This is a genomic window from Enterococcus malodoratus (assembly GCF_027659535.1).
GTDB lineage: Bacteria > Bacillota > Bacilli > Lactobacillales > Enterococcaceae > Enterococcus_A > Enterococcus_A malodoratus.
Genome location: NZ_JAQDPG010000017.1, coordinates 397 through 17,428 on the forward strand (window position 1 = coordinate 397; position 17,032 = coordinate 17,428).

Here is a 17,032-nt window from a genome sequence, read left to right on the forward strand (position 1 = left end):
AAATAGCTTTGATATAGTTATCTATGTCCGGTCGCTTATCAACATAAATCGCCTCTGATTCGAGTTCCAAGCGTTTCTTTTTCACTTCGGCTATCCGTTTAGGTGGATAGATGTAAAATGTCATAGAAACAAATATGGCGCCTTTCTCGATAATTCTAGGATGCATTAATCTAAGTTGACTCTCACAGTTACGCTTTTTTGTCTTCATAGGTGCCATTTCTTCCAAATCGAGGTCTTGATTGTGGCTTTGGGTCTAAATGTAAAGTGTAAAATGTCAATTCAGTTCTCCTTGTTTCGCAATGTATTGTTTCAGTTCCTCGACTTCTTCTGTTTTCAATTTCTTTCGTTTTGCATATTCAGTTAAAGTTAATCCAGAATCGAATTGCTTCTCGCGAACAAACACTTCGTACTGCATGGCCACGTAACTTTCTGATCGTGGTCGATTATTCTGGTAGTTCTGCTTTCTTGGGATAGACGATTGGTTTTGATTAGAATTGTCTTTCTTTGCCCACTTACGAATTACAGCTAAGTAATTCTTATAAGTTCGTCCAGAAGTAGCACAATACTCCGAAACATTCTCAATCCGTTTCTGCCAATCAGAAGGAAACTCAGATTTCAGCTTTTCGAGTTCTTGATCACTTAATAAAACATTTTTGTATTCCCCATATTTATGACGAGCTGGTGTAGCCTTCGGCTGAGAAGGAGTTATATCTTTTCTATCCTTACCTAGCTCTAACCTATCCTTACCTAACCTAACCTGTGTCTCCAAACTGTATCCATCATGTATACATTCTGTCTCCACTGTATAGGAATTGTTATTTTTATTTGTCAGAATACTCTTCTCTTCTTGATAAAGAGTAGGTTTGTAGCGATCTTTCTGTATATAGTTGTGTATTTTCCAATGCTTTATCACAATTACACCGCTCTCGAAAGCGATAATAAATCTTTTTGCAATAAGTAACTTCAAATCATCTTCACTCGACCCAACCATTCGTTGGATTTTTTTGGGATTATTAATAAATCCATCATCATCAGCACGCATAGATAAATGAAAATACAACGCTTGACTTGATAGCGGCATATCTAAAAAGGCGTCGCTATCTATAATTGTTTTTGCGAACATTCTGCGTTCAGCCACTCTATCCCTCCTCTTTTAGCTAGTCCTCACTGGAGTCACTAAGTAGATATATTTAGATTCATCAATGGTGAAAATAACTGGTCTTATAGGACTAAACATTTTGATTGTCACGTCATCAATTGCATATCTTTCTTTAGCATCCATGAAAAATTCGCAGCATTCTTTGATGTATTTAGCGTTGAAAGAAATATCAAACAACTCACCTTCAATGTTTGCATTTGCTGATATTTCTATTGGTTCACCGTAGTAGATTTTGTCAGATTGATTACTGAAGACGATTTTATGTTCTAGCAATTCCCAATGAACACACTCCGTTGAACTAGTTCCTAAAGCCTTCATGATTCTGATCAAAACGGACAAACTGATGGTAATTTCAGTACTAAACTTTTTAGGAATTAGTCGGCTTGTATCTGGATAATTACCGTCTAATAGCATCATCGTTGACAAATCTTGATTGAATTATTCCTTATGACTATGAAAATCCGAAATCCTTAATAATCTATGAGAATCAGTAACACTAATGCTCCCGTCAACATCATAATGCACGGCTTTTAGTATGGGTCTTGAATCAAACGACGAAGCTGCTCTTTTTAAGTGACGATGCAAATTCTTTATTTCTTTATTATTTTTTGGCATGTGCAGTTCCTCCTATATTCCCAACTGCTTCACTGATTCTGCGTTTAACTTGGTTGGGATAATTTGATACTTATTTAAAAAGTTTTGCGTCCCGATTTGATGCTCTTCACTGTGGTGCTTTCGACACCCAGCGTAAAAAGTATGTTTCGTATGATCGATCTTCCTACGATTCCGGCCGACTCCGACTGTTTCTATATGGCAAATATCTGCAGGCTTACCGCAGATGCAACATTTACGGGCCATTACACATTTGTAGAAGTAATACTCCTGATTCTGAGGAGCTATTTCATACCCTTCTCTGAATGGGATATCATTTTCGAAAATGAAGTCTAAGATGAGTTCCGCAAGCGTCGCTATTTCATCCACTGAGTTTTCAGATTCATTAGATAAACTAATGTTCTTACCTGTGAAGTATCTGAATTGCCAATAGAACACATCTTTAAGGCTTTCCAACGGTTCTCCAGTATAAATGTATATATCCTGCATTAGAGCGAATACAAAGCGTCTCTGCTGCGAAGTAAAGCCTCGTGGATCTTTGATGAAAAGCTCCGCCTGTCTCTCGCCATCAAATCCGTTGAAAATCGTCTTCAATCTTTCGATGTTCAGTTCTTCTTTGAGTTCTAAAATAATTTTTCTTCCAGAAATATTTGTTATTTTTGCAAGATAAGCAAGATTATTCATTTAGATCACTCTTTTACAGGTGGCTTGTTTTTATCGAACAGCTCTTCTTGTTGAACTTCTTCTACCTTTGATGGTTCGCTTACTTCAGGTTCATTAATCTTTTCGAGAATCCCCTTTAGATTTTTAAGACTCTTGATTGGTAAATCATCAATTTTTTTCCCGGTCACTTTCCCCATCATTTCGTCAAATAAAGCCTTTTTAGCCGTTGATTCCTCAGACATGCCAATAATATCCATCACTAACTCACGCCGCTGTTTTTCAAGGTCAATGCCTTGATCTGACCAATCAAAAATTTTTCGGCCTGTATCCAATGACACGTTAAACGGAAGATCAAACATATTAGAATTATCTTTCGTTGCTTCGGCAATATGGTCTTGATCCATCCTCAATGCGATAGCAAATTCATATTCTAGGGCATCTTTTTGGTCAGGCTTAAGCCCCATTTTCACTATCTTAGTTTTTCCTTTTTCATCTTTATCGAAATCATAGGCTTGTTTACTTCGAGACGTCGCAACTACATAAACGGAGTTGCCAGTCACTAGTTTAAGAAATTCTTTTTCCAATGGTTTTACTTTCGCCCAAGCTTGCATATTTTTACTTGAATTACCTTTGGTAAAACTTTCTACTTGTTCCAAAATCCCGCCTTCACCGCTCCAAGCGTGAGAAATTGAATCAATTATCACTACTTCGATGCCTTCAGCTTTCATTAACCGAAATGCCTGAATATAATTATTCACTGTGTATGGAGGCTCAAAGTCTAGGTGTAAGAATTCTCCAATGTATACACCCGCCACTGTAGACCCTGCATACAAAAGCGCTCTCTTATGTTCTGTGTCAATAACCCCGATTTTCAACCACTGTTCCTCGTCTGATAAATCGGGATACATTTTTTCAACGATTCCTTTAGCAATTAAAAGAGCTGATACTGTTTTTCCGCTACCGCTTGCTCCAGTAATCATAATGGGAACTTTTAGCTTTTCTCGCTTCGCCTTTTTTACTTCCATATTATTTTTCCACCTTTACTGATAATTTTTCGCCTTGTGGAATGACCTTAACCGCTTCGACTACTTCACCATCACTATTTACAATTCTTCCGCCTTCAATAACCGATACAGATTTCTTAAATGCTGCTTTATCAACTTCTTCTTTGATTCTCACGTACTCGGTCATCCCTAGTTTTTTCAACTCTGCAACAGCCTCTGAAGAGTATTCCCATTTATCAGGAACCTTTCTTGTCCCAACTGTTCCATGTGGCGTTTTGATTCGAGCTTTAGGATCATCTTTCCGTAATTTATTTAAGTAGTCACTTAGTTTCATTTCAAAAAAGCTGATTCTGTCATTATTACTTTCTGTTTCTTTTGTCTCCCAACTCACGATTCTTTCTCGTTCCAAATCAGCGAACTTCTCAATTTCATCATTTTGACTTTGAAGAGCTGAAATTTTTCTTAGTGCCCAATCTGCGCCACCGATATCATCGATGGTCCATCCTTCTACCGAAGTTTGCTCCAAATCTTCTAATTCATATTTTTCTAAGGTGTTCATCATCCTTACCCTCCAATTTCATTCCACAAATCGAACAAAACTTATGATCCTCTTTGATACGTTCATTTCCACATTTTGGGCATTCTCTACTCACGATCTAACACCCCTTCTAATTTCTTTTGAAGGTATTCTCTGCCTTCAATAGCAAAGCTGTAATCCTGGTACTCAATACCAACGTCATCAATCAATTCAACATAATTATCGATTGTTACGTATTTTGCGAACGTAATCGTGGTTAAGCGGCCTTTGCTAATCTTTCGTTTCTTAAAGACTACTTTCATTACCAAATCATCGGGTAATACTTGTGAACCGAAATCATCCAAGTTATAGTCATAATCAACTTCTGAAGCCTCCGCACTCCTTGGATTGATATTCGTGAATACTCGGTTATCAGGATCTGATATTGCTACATCTCGATTAAACATGATATAATCCTCCTATAATGTTATTCCAATGGGGACTTACTTTTGCTTGCCGGCTAGTAAGTCTCTTTTTTTGTTCTTTCTTCATATTCTTTCTCGTCGTAAATCATAGTAGTTGGGATTAAAACGCTAGCTGCTGCTATGCAAATGATCATTACTAAAACTTTTAACGATTGGATCGAGCTGAGTTTCAGCATCAGTACTAGTCCGGCAACAAAGGCTATTCCAAATCCACGAATAATTTTTATTTTCTTCATGCTTGCGCCTCCTACTGGCCCAACTCGTTCACTTTCTGTTGGCTCAAATTTGCCAACTCAGCCATGCGTACGTCTTTTTGTGCTGAATCATTTTGAGCATTAGATAGTTCATTACGCAGCTTATCCGCCTCTTGCTGTTTCTGCGTGACTTCCTGTTGCTTAGACTCGACTTCACGTTGTTTGGCTTCGATTTCAGACTGCTTCGCATTGACCTCGTTTTGTTTGTTTGCCAATTGCTGTTTCAGGATGTCTAGTTGATCTTGAAGGTTCTTTTGTTGCCCAGTCGTTTGATCAAGTTTGCTTTGAACGTCTGCAGCCTTCTGCTTGTTCTGCGTAGCAATGTTAGCTAGTTTGTAGATGTTCTGTTCTACAGTCGTTGCATTATCGAAGAACCCAGCGCCTGCGGCGAATCCTACAGTTGATCCTAGTAACAATGCAGCGGTAACTCCTAGTGCGATTTTTTTATTTTTCATGTGGTACTTCCTTTCTTATAAAAAAGCGATTTTATTATTTGTGTGGTGCTATAATTATTTTGGAAAGTGAGGTGAAAATTTATGGCGTATAGTGAATACATTGCCAACACGATTCTTAATTCTTTCAATGTCGATCACGAGAACAATGGCAAAAGATTTGGCGTATCTTTTGATTCTCGATTACAAAAAGAACAAGACGTGATTGATACTGTCAACAAGCTTGTTGATGAGGATAAAATCGTCGCTTCTGTTAGTAAGCAAGGGACTTCATTTGTCGTTTTCAACGATAGGGGTTAACATTTTATAATTACGTGGAATTAGCAGCTCCTCTAAAACTGTTAATTCTGCGTATTTGTTTTGCCCTTCTTCATCACATATAAATTTCACATCTTTTACATAATCTGTTATGTCCTCGGCATTCCACCAAACGAATAATTTATTAAACTGCCATGCAATTTGAAATTCTGCTAAATCCAAATCAACTTGAATCTTCACCCAATTCATTTTTCTTCTACTAAAGAATAGTCTTCCTTTTTTTACTTCCTTTTCATTCATTCTGTTACCTCCTTTACACATTCAAATAATTTGGAACTGTAACTAAAACTTTGAGGATTTCTGCGATCGCTTGGATTTCCTCTTTTTCGTAGCTCTTAGCCAAGCGAGTATACGTTGCAGCGGCTGTTAAAACTAATTGTTGCTCGTGACCTGAAAAGGTAGATTTATACATTTCTAATAGTTCTTTTTCCTTTAACTCCTGCTTACTTAGTGGGAGTTTTTTCGTTTTGTATACAAAGTTTGCGTTGATTAATGTTTCACCGTCTTCTTCATACGGCCCGCCACTCCATTCAACAGGAATGATATTTTGGTCATTAAGTAATTCTTCTAATTTTTCATAAAATGTTTGATTCATGCTATTCCCTCCTAAAATTCGTTGTCCCATACTCCGTACTTAACCGCGAACTCTTTGACAATCGCTAGGTAAATCTCTAGTAAACGCTTATCTTCAGCTATTACATCCAATTTACTCAACTTGTCGCGCTTGGATTTTGAAACACCTTCATCAGCCATTCGACGTCGCTTGTTCGTAACACGTGTCTTCAGTGACGATCCCGCTCTGCGGTCTAGTTCTTGGTAAATATCCGCTTGGACTTCCCGGTAAGCTTCATAGCCACCTTGTGCCTTAGCCATCTTACTGATAAGTGTGCGTGAATCTTTCCGCCAATCTGTCGAGTTAAGAGCAACAATTTCAGTAATGTTATCTACTTTGTTTTCGATACGCTTCGTTTCTTGTTCTTGTTTCGCCAACGACTGCACGACACTATTCATAAATTGAAGCTCAGGGCTTAAGTTTGATGTGTCTAGTTGTTCTTTGATGTGATTCTCCATTTGGTTGAAGCGATTCACATATTTTGCAGTGAATTGAACGCCTTTAGGACCTGTCAGTTTGTTTGAGACCATTTCACAACCTTGTTTAGTTAACAAGTAGTTCGGTCGTTCTTGATTATTCGAATCTTTGTATGTTGAATCAATGAAGAAATCGCCCGAGGGAATTTCCCCTTCGGCTAAATAACCAATGTAAGTTCGTATAGTTTTCATCAATTCGCCATTTGTCGTACCGATCATTTCTGCTACTTCATTACTTGTTAATGTTTGTGTTAACTGATTCATTTTGTTGCCTCCTTCTTATTTTTTAGTAATCAGGCAAATCATTAAATAGACGATTTAGAAATGGCCGAATCTTTTCAGCATCAAAAATCCATTTGCCATCTGTATCTCTTTTTGCCAATTTGTTGTTTCTTACATATGGATCATAAACAATGTAATCCATTATCCACGCTCTCTTACGACGTGTGATTTTTTCCATATCAGCGATTGTCAACCATTCAGGTTTTAAATATTTATCAAAAAGTTCATTTAAATACTCTCGAGCATATTTTTCCATGTACCTATCATCAACTTGAACGTTGACTGTGAGTGGCAGTTCAGGCTGCTTTATCATATGATTACCTCCTAACTAGGTTGTTTGTTTTGCATTTTTACGGTATAACCGTAATCAACAGGTAAAAAAATAATGTCATCGTATGAGACACCAGTTTTTTTCGTGATTTTCTCTATAATCGGAACATTTGGAAATGTTTCATAATTCTCATAATTTGACCAGGTTTCTTTCGATACGCCAATAAGTTCAGACATCTCTCTCTGAGTTAAGCCCATATTTGTTCTCAATGCTTTTAAAGTAACTCTCATAAGTTGTACCTCCCTTCTGTATACGAGTATAATACTACGGTTAAACCGTATTGCCAAACGGATAAACCGTATTTTTTTAAACTAATTTTGAAAATAACTATTTACTTTTTTACGGTTTTAACGTAAAATGTTGCTATAAAGTAGAAGGGAGATTTAAAAAATGAGTGGATTAGGGAACAAAGAAATCATGGCAAAAAATATCAACAAGTACATGCGAAAGTTTGACGTTGATAGAAAAAAGCTCTCTTCAGATTTGGGCATAAGCTATACAACTGTAACCGATTGGATAAAAGGCAAGACGTATCCTAGAATTGACAAAATTGAAATGTTGGCAAACTATTTTGGTGTCTCAAAATCAGATCTAGTCGAAGATTCTATTTCTTCTATAGAGACCATTTACAATCAACTAATTCCAGATCGACAATCCAAAGTCTATAACTTCGCTCAACATCAACTAAACGAACAGATACGACTTCAAACAAATAATAAAGTTGTGGTTATGATGCCTACACGTTCTACTACTGTTGAAATAGCCGGTAAACTTTCTGCTGGTGGAGGAACATACAATGATAAAAATTGTGTAGAGACAGTTGAAGTCGGAAGTACACCTTCTCATTATGACCTGGCTTTCCAAGTAGCAGGCGACAGCATGTACCCTACCTTTGAAGATGGCGAAATAGTTTTCGTGAAAGAAACTAACGATGTGTTTAACGGACAAATCGGGGCTGTTGAAATTAATGGTGAAGCCTTCATAAAGAAAATGTATCTTGAGGGTAATAGGTTGAGATTAGTTTCATTAAATACAGATGTCAATAAAGATGGGAATCGTTTGTATCCCGATTTTTATTCTGACGAATTAGACGACCTATATATTATTGGGCGCGTGATTATATAAAAAATACCCCAGTCGAAGTTGCAGCTTCGGCTAGGGTAAGGTTGTTTGCAAATATATTATATCAGAAATGGGGAATTAAGAATGGTAAAAAAAGTAATGGGTACAGACGGAAAAATGTATAAAGTAAAAAAACCGTTTTACAAGAGAGTTTGGTTTTGGGTTCTGGCATTAATTATTATTTTGATTATCGGTGGTTCACTAGGCGGAGAATCAAATGATAAAAAGGCCAGTGATAATGGTGGAAAAAAAGTGGAAAGCACCACCAAATCTTCCGAAAAAGAAAAAGCAACTACTTTTTACAATGTTGGAGATACTGTTAAAGTTGGAGATGCAACTTATACTTTAAATAGTGTTGAATTAACCGATGAAAGAAATCAATTTGAAGAAAAGGAACCTGCACAAGTTGTCAAAATCACCTATACAGTTAAAAATGATGGAACTGAAGATATTCCCGTGGGTACCGATGTTGAAGTTTACGGATCTGATGATAAAAAAGCCGAAACATACGCAAACGAAAATACTATGGGATCCGTTGCTTCAGGAAAACAGATGGATGTAACAGCCCATTTTGCTTTAAATCAGCCAGGAGAAATTGAGATTCATTTTGCCCCATTAATATCATTTGAAAAAGCTGCAAAATTTAAAGCAACAGTTTAAAGATCAGCCCTAGGGCTTTTCTTTTCTAAGTAAAAAGAACATACATTCGAAAGGAGATTGACAACAATGCAACATCAAGAGTTTAAAGAATGGCTTGAACAAAACACTCGAGGTTACGAAATCTTTATTACTAAAGCTATGGAGTCAAGGAAGGAGAAAAATAAAAAGAGGAATGGCAAGACAAAGAAATGGACTGACAGACAGATGAAACGCCAAGTAGAGGGCATGTGGAATGACGTCGTTAAAAACGCTTATGAGCAGATTAAATCCCATAAAGGTGTTCCTAGATTTAATGGTTATCAGATATGGCTTGATTTTCTAGCGGAAATTAATTTTGTAGAAGGATTCGACGATTCTATGGCAGAACTTGAAATCCCGTAAGGAAGGAGTAATTTAGATGGCAAGTATAAAGCAACAACCAAATGGAAAGTGGCGCTACCGTATTCGATACAAAGATAATGGCAAATATCGGGAGGCTTCTAAGAGTGGTTTTAGAACTAAAAAAGATGCACAAACTGCAGCGAATGAACTTGAATCCAAAATTTCTGGCGGATTAAGTATTTGTGACAGCAATATGCTTCTAAGAGATTACTTAAAAATATGGCTAGAACTTAAGAAAAAACAAGTAAAACAATCTACTTTGCTTAAAATTAATCGATCTTTTCGACTTTATGTATTACCAAGATTTGGACTTACTAAAATTTCAGATATAAAAAGGCTGGATTGTGTTCAATGGATTAATGCAATGTGCGAGAAGCTTAACATTGATTCAGTTAAATCATATGTAGCACCCCTAAACAATGCTTTAGAGGATGCGGTAAATGAATATAAGATTATTGATGTTAATCCTATGAAAAATATTAAGTACCCACGCTCCAATAAAAGAAAGAACGTCGTTAAATTTTTTGAACTGGATGAACTAAAAAAACTCCTAAATGTTTCAGAGAAACAAAAAGAAAACTTTTATCACTCTAATTATCAATATTTTGTTCTAACAACACTATTAGCTAGAACGGGTTTAAGACTTGGTGAGGCTCTTGCTTTAAATTGGAATGATATAAATAAAAATAGTTTGTCAGTGTCAAAAACTTTATATCGAGAGAACGGTCAAGATTTTATTACCTCACCTAAAACAGAATCAAGTTATCGTGTTATCGCCTTAGATAATAAGACAGTTGATTTACTAAAATCACTGAAAATCGCAAAAAAGAAATTTAGCCTTAGTAATAAAAATTATTTATTGAATAAGGATTTAGTTTTTTCTGACTATACAGGATCACCTTTAAAACAATCAAGTTATCGTACCTACTTTTATAAGATATGCAAACTAGCTAATGTATCAATTCTGTCTCCTCATTCATTAAGACATTCCCACGCGGTGCATCTTTTAGAAAGTGGAGCAAACATGAAATATGTTTCCGAACGATTAGGTCATGCAACTATAAATATGACTGCCAATGTTTATTTACATGTTTCAAAAAAAATAGAACGAGATGCAATTTCGATGTACGAAAACTATTTTTAAAAATTTGTGGCAAGTTTGTGGCAAGTTCATCTTCCAGCACATAAAAAACATTGATATAAAAGCAATTATTAATACATACGCCATTTGGTTGATGAACCGCTGTAAACCTTTTACAGCATACGGTTTTTCAGAATGTAAGTCAACTCCGAAACTGCATAAGGATAGTTTATCAAAATTGAATTTTTTAAGCTTCTGATGATACAATTACTTTGCAGACCTGCTTTGTTTGAAAGAAAGGTGATTCGTCATGCTAGGAATTGATAGTGAATTAGAAACGCTGTACACAAAAGCTCAACAAGATGGCGTTGCAGTCATCAAGGATCGTTGGACTCCTGGAAACTACGGGTGCTGCAGTACGCGGGCTCCGTTAGTCGAAAAATATAAAATTGAACATATCGGCAACACGATGCAGTTTCATATTTGGGGGAAATTAGCAGTAACGGTTGATCTGAAAAATCAGACTTCTATTGTGAATGAAAACTATCCCGCTTCAAATTATGATAAAAGAATTATCGATTGGTTCAGTCAGAGAGCAAAAAAATAATTGACTATTCCCTATAATCCTATACCTTCACTTGAATGAGGGTATTTTTGATTTTAACAGCATGATTCATGAAAAATGATTCAATTTTCTACAGTTCACTCCGTTACTCTGTTATAATCATTTTTTGAAAGGATCGAGGACATGAATTTTCATTATCATATTTTAATCAATCCCGCAGCCGGCAGCGGCAACGCGGCAAAAACAGCAGAAAAAATCATCCAGCTATTAGATGACGGCAACTATACATACACCCCTTATTACACTGAAGAACCCGGCGACGAACGAGAAATTGTTGGACGGCTGGTCGAATTATTAAGTCCTTGGTCAGAAACCTGCGAAAAGGATCATGTTGATAATTCTTTCCATCTACTCGTGGTCATTGGCGGTGACGGAACCTTGCATCAGGTCGTTAATCAATTTTTTGCGTTGGATCGGCAGTTTCCTGTCAGCTATATTCCCGCTGGGTCAGGAAATGACTTCGCCCGCGGCATCGGCCTGTCTCGTGAGCCGGAAAAAGCCTTTGAGCAAATTACATCGGCACTAAAACCGCAGGCGATCAATGTTTTTCACTATGAAGAAAAAATTCGGGAAGAGCAAGGAGTCATTTTGAACAATGTCGGAATTGGTTTGGATGCCTTGATTGTGGCAACGACGAATGCATCCACGTCAAAAAAAGTGTTGAATAAATATCATCTAGGCTCAGCTTCCTACGCATTGTATCTGGTTAAAGCCATTTTCACTCAAAAGACTTTTCCTATTCTAGTTGAACTGAATGGTCAGTCGCTAAGCTTTGAACGGACTTTTCTATGCACGACGACAAACATTCCATACTTTGGCGGCGGTGTAGCGATTGCACCGATGGCTGATCCGAAAAAAGAGACGATTGATCTTGTTGTCGTAGAAAAACCGAATCTGCCAGCAATTTTGCGTTTCTTATTCCAACTTGTTCGCAAGAAACACACGCAAAACAAGCACTATAAGCATTACACCAGCAGTCGAATTCGAATCGTTTCAGTCGTTCCGCAGCATGGACAAGCAGACGGCGAAAATATGGGAGAACGCTCCTTTGATCTGAACTTCACTACTGCAACACAATATATCTGGTATGCAGATAAAAGGACTGAAAAATAAATCCGCGGATTTATTTTTCAGTCCTTTTTTACATAAACATTGCTGGAGTCACATTTTCCATCCCGATCATCGGATCAATGGTTTGTGCAGTAATTAATTTCGGAGTCAAAATAGTTGGTTCATTGACTTTCGGCTTTTGCTTTTCTTCAACCGCTTTGAATGGCTCTTGCTTCGGTTGAGTAGGAGCAACTTCCGTCCCCTTCATGATTCGTTCAATCAAGGTTGTTTTCCGCACAGCGGATTCGCGATTGACACAAACTTGAAAGGCTTCTTCTTCACCTAGCAAAATCAATAAATCCTTGCTTCGTGTAACTGCCGTATACAAAAGATTCCGCTGCAGCATGCGTGAATATTGTTTGACCATTGGCAAAAGCACCATTTTAAATTCACTACCCTGCGCCTTATGAATCGAACAACAGTAGGATAGTTTAATCTTATTCCATTCTGAGCGCTTATAGCTGACTTCATTATTGTCGAATTGGATCACCAACTCATCAACTTTATCTTCTGACTCTTTTGCCGGAATAATCCCAGCAACGATTCCCACATCTCCATTAAAAACATTCAGTTCTGGATTATTGACCAGCTGCAACACTTTATCTCCAATACGATAAACCACATCGTTCCACTGAACTTCCTTTTTGCGTCCATCGTTGGGATTAAATATTTCCTGCATCATCTTGTTGATCGCATCGATTCCTGCCGGTCCGCGGTACATAGGAGCCAAGACTTGCACATCCTGCGCAGTATAGCCTTTTTTCTTCGCCCGTTCGACAATCTGCTTCACGACCTCTTCCATTTGAAAAGCATGACAGCCAATAAAGGAACGATCCTTTTGATTCTTTTTAAAGTCCTGCGGCAATTTGCCTTCCTTGATCTCATGTGCCAACGGAATGATAGACGAGCCATTGCCTTGACGGTAGATATCTGTCAGCTCCATCTTTGGAATATCCTCAATCTGCAGCAAATCATGGAAAACTTGCCCAGGCCCCACCGAAGGTAATTGATCTTTATCTCCTACAAAAATGACCTGCATATTATCAGGAATCGACTTTAGCAAGGTATTCGCTAACCAAGTATCCACCATCGACATCTCATCAACAATCAACAGTCCGCCATCCAATTCTTTCGCTTCAATATCAGGAGTGTCATCATGACCGTTTAGTCCTAACAAACGATGGATCGTACTTGCGGGCAATCCGGTTGTTTCATTCATTCGTTTAGCCGCCCGCCCAGTTGGTGCCGCCAATAAAATAGGAAAGACTGCTTGGGTATAATCTTTGGGATCAAGCGATAGATCATTGAGCTCAGCAAATAACTTCACAATACCGTTAATAACCGTCGTCTTCCCTGTTCCCGGACCACCAGTCAAAATGAATAATGGTGAACGAATGGCTCCTTTAATCGCCTCGTCTTGCGAATCGCCATAAGTGATTTTCAACTGCTTCTCAATAATTCGTAGTTTCTTGTCGATCGCCTGTTGCGGATAGTTGATCTCCTTCTTGCGAGCTAACAAACGTTCAATCGAAGAAGCGATGCCCCATTCACTATAGAATAATGTATTCTCATAAATTTTCGTAGCTTCTTGCTGAATCTTTTCCTCTTCCACGAGTTGAATAATCATACTGGCGATTTGATCAGGGGCGATTTCGACTGGCCGGGTTGTTTCCAAAAGCTGCAAAACTTCTGTTAATAATTGCTGAGCCTCAACATAAGTATCACCGCTTTGATTCGCATCCTCATTTACTTGATGAAAAATCGCTGCCCGAATTCGTTGCGGACTATCCGCTGCGATACCAAGCTGTTCCGCTAAGTTATCCGCCTTTTTAAATCCGATTCCTTCAATGTCTTCAACCAATTGATAAGGATTTTCCGCAATTACTTCCAAGGCTTCATTTCGATAGGTTTGAAAGATTGCAAAAGAGAGCTGGCTTCCAAAACCATAGCGGCTCAAACCAACGATGATTTGCTCCATACCATGATTTTGCCGAATCATCTCTACAATGACTTTCTGCTTCTTTGCATTTAGATTAGGGATCTTGGCTAACACCGCCGGATTTTCCATAATCTCGTCGATCGCCTTTTCCCCTAACACATCAATGATCTTCTCGGCCGTCTTTTTTCCGATTCCAGGAAACTTCTCACTAGAAAGATAATTGATCAGTCCATTAGCAGAGGTCGGATGGGCTTGTTCATAGCTTTCAACTAGAAATTGCTTACCGTAACGAGGATGGTCTACAAAATGCCCAAAGAAACGATAATCTTCATCTTCTTGCATATCGCCAAAACTGCCGGTAACGACAATTTCTTGTTCTAGAAAATCGCTATTGGTGTCGCTAACCTTAATCAACAAAACTTTGTAAAAATTGCTGGGATTTTGAAAAAAGATTACTTTCAATGTCCCCACGATGTATAACTGCTCCTCCGACATTTTGCCCCTCCTTTCTATAGCTCAGAAATGATTTCTTTTAAAGCAAAGAATCCGGTTTCGAGCCCGTTCCTTCTAAAAAGCTGACATCATTCCACTGGATCATGCGATATGGCGGTTGCGTACTATCCGCTTCTAATATCGTCAAACTGTTATTAAATAGACCACCCATGTCGCGTAATTCAGCCAATGATTTTCCAGTTAACGCTTGAATCGCGGCTGTCAATGCGGCACCATGTCCAACAAAAAGAAGCGGTCCTTCTTCGGCTTCAGACACTGCTTTTTCTACTAAATCATTGGTTCGCTTCAACATGCCTTCTATTTTCTCTCCATCAAAGGGGGCTGGATCGTATAGCTCGAGATGATGGCGTAAATTTACCATATCTTTTGGATAGCGTTCTTCAATCACCGGAATTAATTGTCCTTCCAAGGTTCCCAGACCAAGCTCCCGTAAATCCTCCGAACGAACGATGTCCGTTGGCTGCGCTAACTGTTTATTAATACCTTCTGCTGTCAAATACGCCCGTTTTAATGTGCTCGTATAAATTTTTTCAAAAGGAATATCTTTTAGTTCGTTTCCTAATGCTTTGATTGCTTCCAAACTTTCCGGCAATAACGGCGAGTCCCCCATCATACCTTGGAAACGTTTCTCCTGATTCCAACGGGTTTTCCCGTGACGAGTAAAATAAAGTTTCATCTAAATCCCTTTCCTAATCCGTTTTATCTAATCTAACTTATCGTGTTCATAATGATGCGTCAATTCCAAATTCGGAAAGTTTTGCTGACGCAATGCTTCATAAACAACTAAAGCGACTGTGTTGGAAAGATTCAAGGAACGAACGTGTTCATCATTCATTGGGATGCGCAAACATTTATCCGCATTTTCCCGCATAAATTCTTCCGGTAAACCCGTTGTTTCTTTTCCAAACATAAAGAAATGATCGTCGCTAGTATAGTCGATCTCAGAGTAGCTGGCATTGGCAAATTTTGTGATCAAATGGAGTGGTCTTTGATCAAGATAATCTAAAAATGCCGCTAAATCTTTATGATAAGTAATATTCACATCATTCCAGTAATCAAGCCCTGCTCGTTTCAAATGCTTATCATCGGTAGAAAAGCCCAAAGGCTCAATCAAGTGCAATGGTGAATTCGTTGCCGCACAAGTTCGTGCGATGTTTCCGGTATTCGCAGGAATCTGCGGTTCAAATAGTACGATATGGTTTGTCATGATAATATCCCTCGTTCTTAAATAAGTATTTATAACTGTAAAATAGCTTTATTTTTATATTACTATAAGATATCTACCCATAGTATAATCCGCGATTTACGTGATAGAAAATCAATTATAGGTTCACACTTTATGTGCACTAAAAACATAGAGTGAAATTCGCAAAAAAAAAACGTACCAACTCGGTGTCTAGCACGGCGAGTCGCTACGTTAGTGAAGCACTTTTCACTAACTTTTATCAGAACAGGAACCTGATAAAAACCAATGAAAAACAACTTGTTTGTACTATAACATCACGAAGTCACAAATGCAACCTTCTATTTTCAGTAATTCAAATGAAAGCGATTACTCTAATGTCCTTTTAATATTTCGATATCAACGGTTATTTTTTTCAAGGGATTCTGCTTCAAATGCGCTTTTACATCCGCTGGAACCTGCCATTCCAATGGCGACATTTCTAAAAGATCTAAGCGGTTTTCTTCTGGTATTTCAAACTCGTAAGTGATACGTTCACGATGATCGATTTGGAGTTCCTCTGTGAAACGCTGAATAACCGCCTCATTTGAATAAGCTTCTCCATCCGGGTGATAAATGGCGCGCAATTCTTGCAAATAACCTGTTTGAGGTACTACCTTTAACACACAACCATCGGATTTTAGTACTCGTTTAAACTCCCGGTAGTGTGAAGGGGAGAAAATATTCAGAATCGTATCAAAAGAGGCGTCAGCAAATGGCAAATTCGTCAGATCAGCCACACACCAAAATGCCTCGATTGGTTGATTGCTAGCTAGATAGATTCCTTCTTTGGCAATATCAAAACCAATATTGGTTGGATTCTCTTTCACCTGATTGATTTGCTGCAAGAAACTGCCTTCGCCGCAACCAACATCCAAAACGTTGCCGCTTTGCATCAATTGAACGATTTTTTCAATCACAGGTTGATACATTCCTGAACGAATCATTCGACCTCGCGGTGCGAACATTTCATTATCGTATTCTGTTTTGATTTGATGATCCAAAAAGTAAAGCGTGCCCTTTTTCGCTAAATCAAAGCGATGTCCATTCACGCAGATTAAACTTTTATCCTGTTGACTCATTTCAAGGCGGCATTTAGGGCAACGAAACAACTCCTGCTGTTCGGCCAGAAATAACGCACTTCGATCAATTTTTTTAAGCATCTTTTCACTTCCTTTTTGCCATCCTATCATAGCATAGTTCTTCTATTCCT

Annotated in this window: 27 protein-coding genes; 7 read left to right on the plus strand and 20 right to left on the minus strand. The window is 38.0% G+C overall.

The window, feature by feature from the left end:
* The 11 genes from PGP85_RS21370 to PGP85_RS20095 form a co-directional block, all read right to left on the minus strand.
* Positions 1-217: RusA family crossover junction endodeoxyribonuclease (locus PGP85_RS21370; protein ID WP_408639912.1), on the minus strand; the 217-nt coding region annotated here is incomplete at its 3' end.
* A 57-nt stretch (positions 218-274) separates the two neighbouring features.
* Positions 275-1,138 (minus strand): replisome organizer, encoded by an 864-nt coding sequence (locus tag PGP85_RS20055; protein WP_270329026.1) that lies wholly within the window; start codon positions 1,136-1,138, stop codon positions 275-277.
* 15 nt (positions 1,139-1,153) lie between these two features.
* Positions 1,154-1,576, minus strand: coding sequence for a hypothetical protein (locus PGP85_RS20060; protein ID WP_270329027.1), 423 nt, complete (start codon positions 1,574-1,576; stop codon positions 1,154-1,156).
* 21 nt (positions 1,577-1,597) lie between these two features.
* Entirely contained in the window at positions 1,598-1,774 is a 177-nt protein-coding gene (locus tag PGP85_RS20065; RefSeq protein ID WP_270329028.1) for a beta clamp domain-containing protein, read from the minus strand.
* Positions 1,775-1,786: 12 nt separating this feature from the next.
* Entirely contained in the window at positions 1,787-2,455 is a 669-nt protein-coding gene (locus PGP85_RS20070; RefSeq protein ID WP_270329029.1) for a putative HNHc nuclease, read from the minus strand.
* Positions 2,456-2,460: 5 nt separating this feature from the next.
* A complete protein-coding gene (locus PGP85_RS20075; protein WP_270329030.1) occupies positions 2,461-3,459 on the minus strand; it encodes an AAA family ATPase in 999 nt (332 codons plus the stop codon).
* Between the two features lies 1 nt (position 3,460).
* Positions 3,461-4,000 (minus strand): host-nuclease inhibitor Gam family protein, encoded by a 540-nt coding sequence (locus PGP85_RS20080; RefSeq protein WP_270329031.1) that lies wholly within the window; start codon positions 3,998-4,000, stop codon positions 3,461-3,463.
* Positions 3,975-4,091, minus strand: coding sequence for a zinc ribbon domain-containing protein (locus PGP85_RS21375; RefSeq protein ID WP_408639911.1), 117 nt, complete (start codon positions 4,089-4,091; stop codon positions 3,975-3,977). Before PGP85_RS21375 ends, PGP85_RS20080 begins: the two co-directional genes overlap by 26 nt.
* On the minus strand, positions 4,084-4,422 hold the full coding sequence (locus tag PGP85_RS20085) for a hypothetical protein (protein WP_270329032.1): 339 nt from the start codon (positions 4,420-4,422) through the stop codon (positions 4,084-4,086). The genes PGP85_RS21375 and PGP85_RS20085 overlap by 8 nt, the downstream gene beginning before the upstream one ends.
* A gap of 53 nt (positions 4,423-4,475) precedes the next feature.
* Complete coding sequence (locus PGP85_RS20090; protein ID WP_270329033.1) at positions 4,476-4,676, minus strand: hypothetical protein; 201 nt, start codon at positions 4,674-4,676, stop codon at positions 4,476-4,478.
* An 11-nt stretch (positions 4,677-4,687) separates the two neighbouring features.
* Positions 4,688-5,149 (minus strand): hypothetical protein, encoded by a 462-nt coding sequence (locus PGP85_RS20095; RefSeq protein WP_270329034.1) that lies wholly within the window; start codon positions 5,147-5,149, stop codon positions 4,688-4,690.
* Positions 5,150-5,230: 81 nt separating this feature from the next.
* Here PGP85_RS20095 and PGP85_RS20100 point away from each other — a divergent pair, with 81 nt between their 5' ends.
* Positions 5,231-5,446, plus strand: a complete 216-nt coding sequence (locus PGP85_RS20100) for a hypothetical protein (RefSeq protein WP_270329035.1) — start codon at positions 5,231-5,233, stop codon at positions 5,444-5,446.
* Here the strand turns inward: PGP85_RS20100 and PGP85_RS20105 are convergent.
* The 5 genes from PGP85_RS20105 to PGP85_RS20125 are packed head-to-tail and all read right to left on the minus strand — an operon-like array spanning position 5,417 to position 7,396.
* On the minus strand, positions 5,417-5,704 hold the full coding sequence (locus tag PGP85_RS20105) for a hypothetical protein (protein ID WP_270329036.1): 288 nt from the start codon (positions 5,702-5,704) through the stop codon (positions 5,417-5,419). The genes PGP85_RS20100 and PGP85_RS20105 overlap by 30 nt on opposite strands.
* A 13-nt stretch (positions 5,705-5,717) precedes the next feature.
* The gene (locus PGP85_RS20110) at positions 5,718-6,059 is read right to left on the minus strand and encodes a hypothetical protein (protein ID WP_270329037.1); all 342 of its coding nucleotides are present in this window, start codon (positions 6,057-6,059) and stop codon (positions 5,718-5,720) included.
* Positions 6,060-6,070: 11 nt separating this feature from the next.
* Positions 6,071-6,817: a Rha family transcriptional regulator gene (locus tag PGP85_RS20115; RefSeq protein WP_270329038.1), complete on the minus strand. Its 747-nt coding sequence runs from the start codon at positions 6,815-6,817 to the stop codon at positions 6,071-6,073.
* A gap of 22 nt (positions 6,818-6,839) precedes the next feature.
* Positions 6,840-7,148, minus strand: a complete 309-nt coding sequence (locus tag PGP85_RS20120) for a DUF771 domain-containing protein (protein ID WP_270329039.1) — start codon at positions 7,146-7,148, stop codon at positions 6,840-6,842.
* Positions 7,149-7,159: 11 nt separating this feature from the next.
* Positions 7,160-7,396: a helix-turn-helix domain-containing protein gene (locus PGP85_RS20125; protein WP_270329040.1), complete on the minus strand. Its 237-nt coding sequence runs from the start codon at positions 7,394-7,396 to the stop codon at positions 7,160-7,162.
* 160 nt (positions 7,397-7,556) lie between these two features.
* Here PGP85_RS20125 and PGP85_RS20130 point away from each other — a divergent pair, with 160 nt between their 5' ends.
* The 6 genes from PGP85_RS20130 (at position 7,557) to PGP85_RS20155 (ending at position 12,148) form a co-directional block, all read left to right on the plus strand.
* The gene (locus PGP85_RS20130) at positions 7,557-8,291 is read left to right on the plus strand and encodes a LexA family transcriptional regulator (protein ID WP_270329041.1); all 735 of its coding nucleotides are present in this window, start codon (positions 7,557-7,559) and stop codon (positions 8,289-8,291) included.
* Between the two features lie 81 nt (positions 8,292-8,372).
* Positions 8,373-8,948, plus strand: a complete 576-nt coding sequence (locus PGP85_RS20135; protein ID WP_270329042.1) for a DUF4352 domain-containing protein — start codon at positions 8,373-8,375, stop codon at positions 8,946-8,948.
* A 66-nt stretch (positions 8,949-9,014) separates the two neighbouring features.
* Complete coding sequence (locus tag PGP85_RS20140) at positions 9,015-9,329, plus strand: hypothetical protein (RefSeq protein WP_270329043.1); 315 nt, start codon at positions 9,015-9,017, stop codon at positions 9,327-9,329.
* Positions 9,330-9,345: 16 nt separating this feature from the next.
* The gene (locus PGP85_RS20145; RefSeq protein ID WP_270329044.1) at positions 9,346-10,473 is read left to right on the plus strand and encodes a site-specific integrase; all 1,128 of its coding nucleotides are present in this window, start codon (positions 9,346-9,348) and stop codon (positions 10,471-10,473) included.
* A 247-nt stretch (positions 10,474-10,720) separates the two neighbouring features.
* Positions 10,721-11,017: a hypothetical protein gene (locus PGP85_RS20150; protein WP_270329045.1), complete on the plus strand. Its 297-nt coding sequence runs from the start codon at positions 10,721-10,723 to the stop codon at positions 11,015-11,017.
* Positions 11,018-11,158: 141 nt separating this feature from the next.
* Positions 11,159-12,148 carry a diacylglycerol/lipid kinase family protein gene (locus PGP85_RS20155; protein WP_010739834.1) on the plus strand — a complete coding sequence of 330 codons (990 nt, stop codon included), beginning with the start codon at positions 11,159-11,161 and terminating at the stop codon, positions 12,146-12,148.
* 28 nt (positions 12,149-12,176) lie between these two features.
* On the opposite strand, the gene recD2 is transcribed toward PGP85_RS20155, so the two are convergent.
* The 4 genes from recD2 to PGP85_RS20175 form a co-directional block, all read right to left on the minus strand.
* Positions 12,177-14,579 carry an SF1B family DNA helicase RecD2 gene (recD2, locus tag PGP85_RS20160; RefSeq protein ID WP_270329046.1) on the minus strand — a complete coding sequence of 801 codons (2,403 nt, stop codon included), beginning with the start codon at positions 14,577-14,579 and terminating at the stop codon, positions 12,177-12,179.
* Between the two features lie 37 nt (positions 14,580-14,616).
* Positions 14,617-15,273 carry a histidine phosphatase family protein gene (locus PGP85_RS20165; RefSeq protein WP_090408604.1) on the minus strand — a complete coding sequence of 219 codons (657 nt, stop codon included), beginning with the start codon at positions 15,271-15,273 and terminating at the stop codon, positions 14,617-14,619.
* 27 nt (positions 15,274-15,300) lie between these two features.
* Positions 15,301-15,804, minus strand: coding sequence for a tRNA (uridine(34)/cytosine(34)/5-carboxymethylaminomethyluridine(34)-2'-O)-methyltransferase TrmL (gene trmL, locus PGP85_RS20170; RefSeq protein ID WP_010739837.1), 504 nt, complete (start codon positions 15,802-15,804; stop codon positions 15,301-15,303).
* A gap of 350 nt (positions 15,805-16,154) precedes the next feature.
* Positions 16,155-16,982 (minus strand): methyltransferase domain-containing protein, encoded by an 828-nt coding sequence (locus PGP85_RS20175; RefSeq protein WP_270329047.1) that lies wholly within the window; start codon positions 16,980-16,982, stop codon positions 16,155-16,157.
* Positions 16,983-17,032: the final 50 nt, after the last annotated feature.

Coding starts and splice junctions, on each gene's coding strand:
- recD2 (WP_270329046.1), bottom strand. CDS start 14,579: ATGTCGGAGGAGCAGTTATACATCGTGGGGACATTGAAAGTAATCTTT.
- PGP85_RS20155 (WP_010739834.1), top strand. CDS start 11,159: ATGAATTTTCATTATCATATTTTAATCAATCCCGCAGCCGGCAGCGGC.
- PGP85_RS20175 (WP_270329047.1), bottom strand. CDS start 16,982: ATGCTTAAAAAAATTGATCGAAGTGCGTTATTTCTGGCCGAACAGCAG.
- PGP85_RS20090 (WP_270329033.1), bottom strand. CDS start 4,676: ATGAAGAAAATAAAAATTATTCGTGGATTTGGAATAGCCTTTGTTGCC.
- PGP85_RS20130 (WP_270329041.1), top strand. CDS start 7,557: ATGAGTGGATTAGGGAACAAAGAAATCATGGCAAAAAATATCAACAAG.
- PGP85_RS20145 (WP_270329044.1), top strand. CDS start 9,346: ATGGCAAGTATAAAGCAACAACCAAATGGAAAGTGGCGCTACCGTATT.
- PGP85_RS20115 (WP_270329038.1), bottom strand. CDS start 6,817: ATGAATCAGTTAACACAAACATTAACAAGTAATGAAGTAGCAGAAATG.
- PGP85_RS20125 (WP_270329040.1), bottom strand. CDS start 7,396: ATGAGAGTTACTTTAAAAGCATTGAGAACAAATATGGGCTTAACTCAG.
- PGP85_RS20060 (WP_270329027.1), bottom strand. CDS start 1,576: ATGATGCTATTAGACGGTAATTATCCAGATACAAGCCGACTAATTCCT.
- PGP85_RS20080 (WP_270329031.1), bottom strand. CDS start 4,000: ATGATGAACACCTTAGAAAAATATGAATTAGAAGATTTGGAGCAAACT.
- PGP85_RS20135 (WP_270329042.1), top strand. CDS start 8,373: ATGGTAAAAAAAGTAATGGGTACAGACGGAAAAATGTATAAAGTAAAA.
- PGP85_RS20110 (WP_270329037.1), bottom strand. CDS start 6,059: ATGAATCAAACATTTTATGAAAAATTAGAAGAATTACTTAATGACCAA.
- PGP85_RS20095 (WP_270329034.1), bottom strand. CDS start 5,149: ATGAAAAATAAAAAAATCGCACTAGGAGTTACCGCTGCATTGTTACTA.
- PGP85_RS20140 (WP_270329043.1), top strand. CDS start 9,015: ATGCAACATCAAGAGTTTAAAGAATGGCTTGAACAAAACACTCGAGGT.
- PGP85_RS20150 (WP_270329045.1), top strand. CDS start 10,721: ATGCTAGGAATTGATAGTGAATTAGAAACGCTGTACACAAAAGCTCAA.
- PGP85_RS20120 (WP_270329039.1), bottom strand. CDS start 7,148: ATGATAAAGCAGCCTGAACTGCCACTCACAGTCAACGTTCAAGTTGAT.
- PGP85_RS20070 (WP_270329029.1), bottom strand. CDS start 2,455: ATGAATAATCTTGCTTATCTTGCAAAAATAACAAATATTTCTGGAAGA.
- PGP85_RS20085 (WP_270329032.1), bottom strand. CDS start 4,422: ATGTTTAATCGAGATGTAGCAATATCAGATCCTGATAACCGAGTATTC.
- PGP85_RS20065 (WP_270329028.1), bottom strand. CDS start 1,774: ATGCCAAAAAATAATAAAGAAATAAAGAATTTGCATCGTCACTTAAAA.
- PGP85_RS20165 (WP_090408604.1), bottom strand. CDS start 15,273: ATGAAACTTTATTTTACTCGTCACGGGAAAACCCGTTGGAATCAGGAG.
- PGP85_RS20105 (WP_270329036.1), bottom strand. CDS start 5,704: ATGAATGAAAAGGAAGTAAAAAAAGGAAGACTATTCTTTAGTAGAAGA.
- PGP85_RS20075 (WP_270329030.1), bottom strand. CDS start 3,459: ATGGAAGTAAAAAAGGCGAAGCGAGAAAAGCTAAAAGTTCCCATTATG.
- trmL (WP_010739837.1), bottom strand. CDS start 15,804: ATGACAAACCATATCGTACTATTTGAACCGCAGATTCCTGCGAATACC.
- PGP85_RS20100 (WP_270329035.1), top strand. CDS start 5,231: ATGGCGTATAGTGAATACATTGCCAACACGATTCTTAATTCTTTCAAT.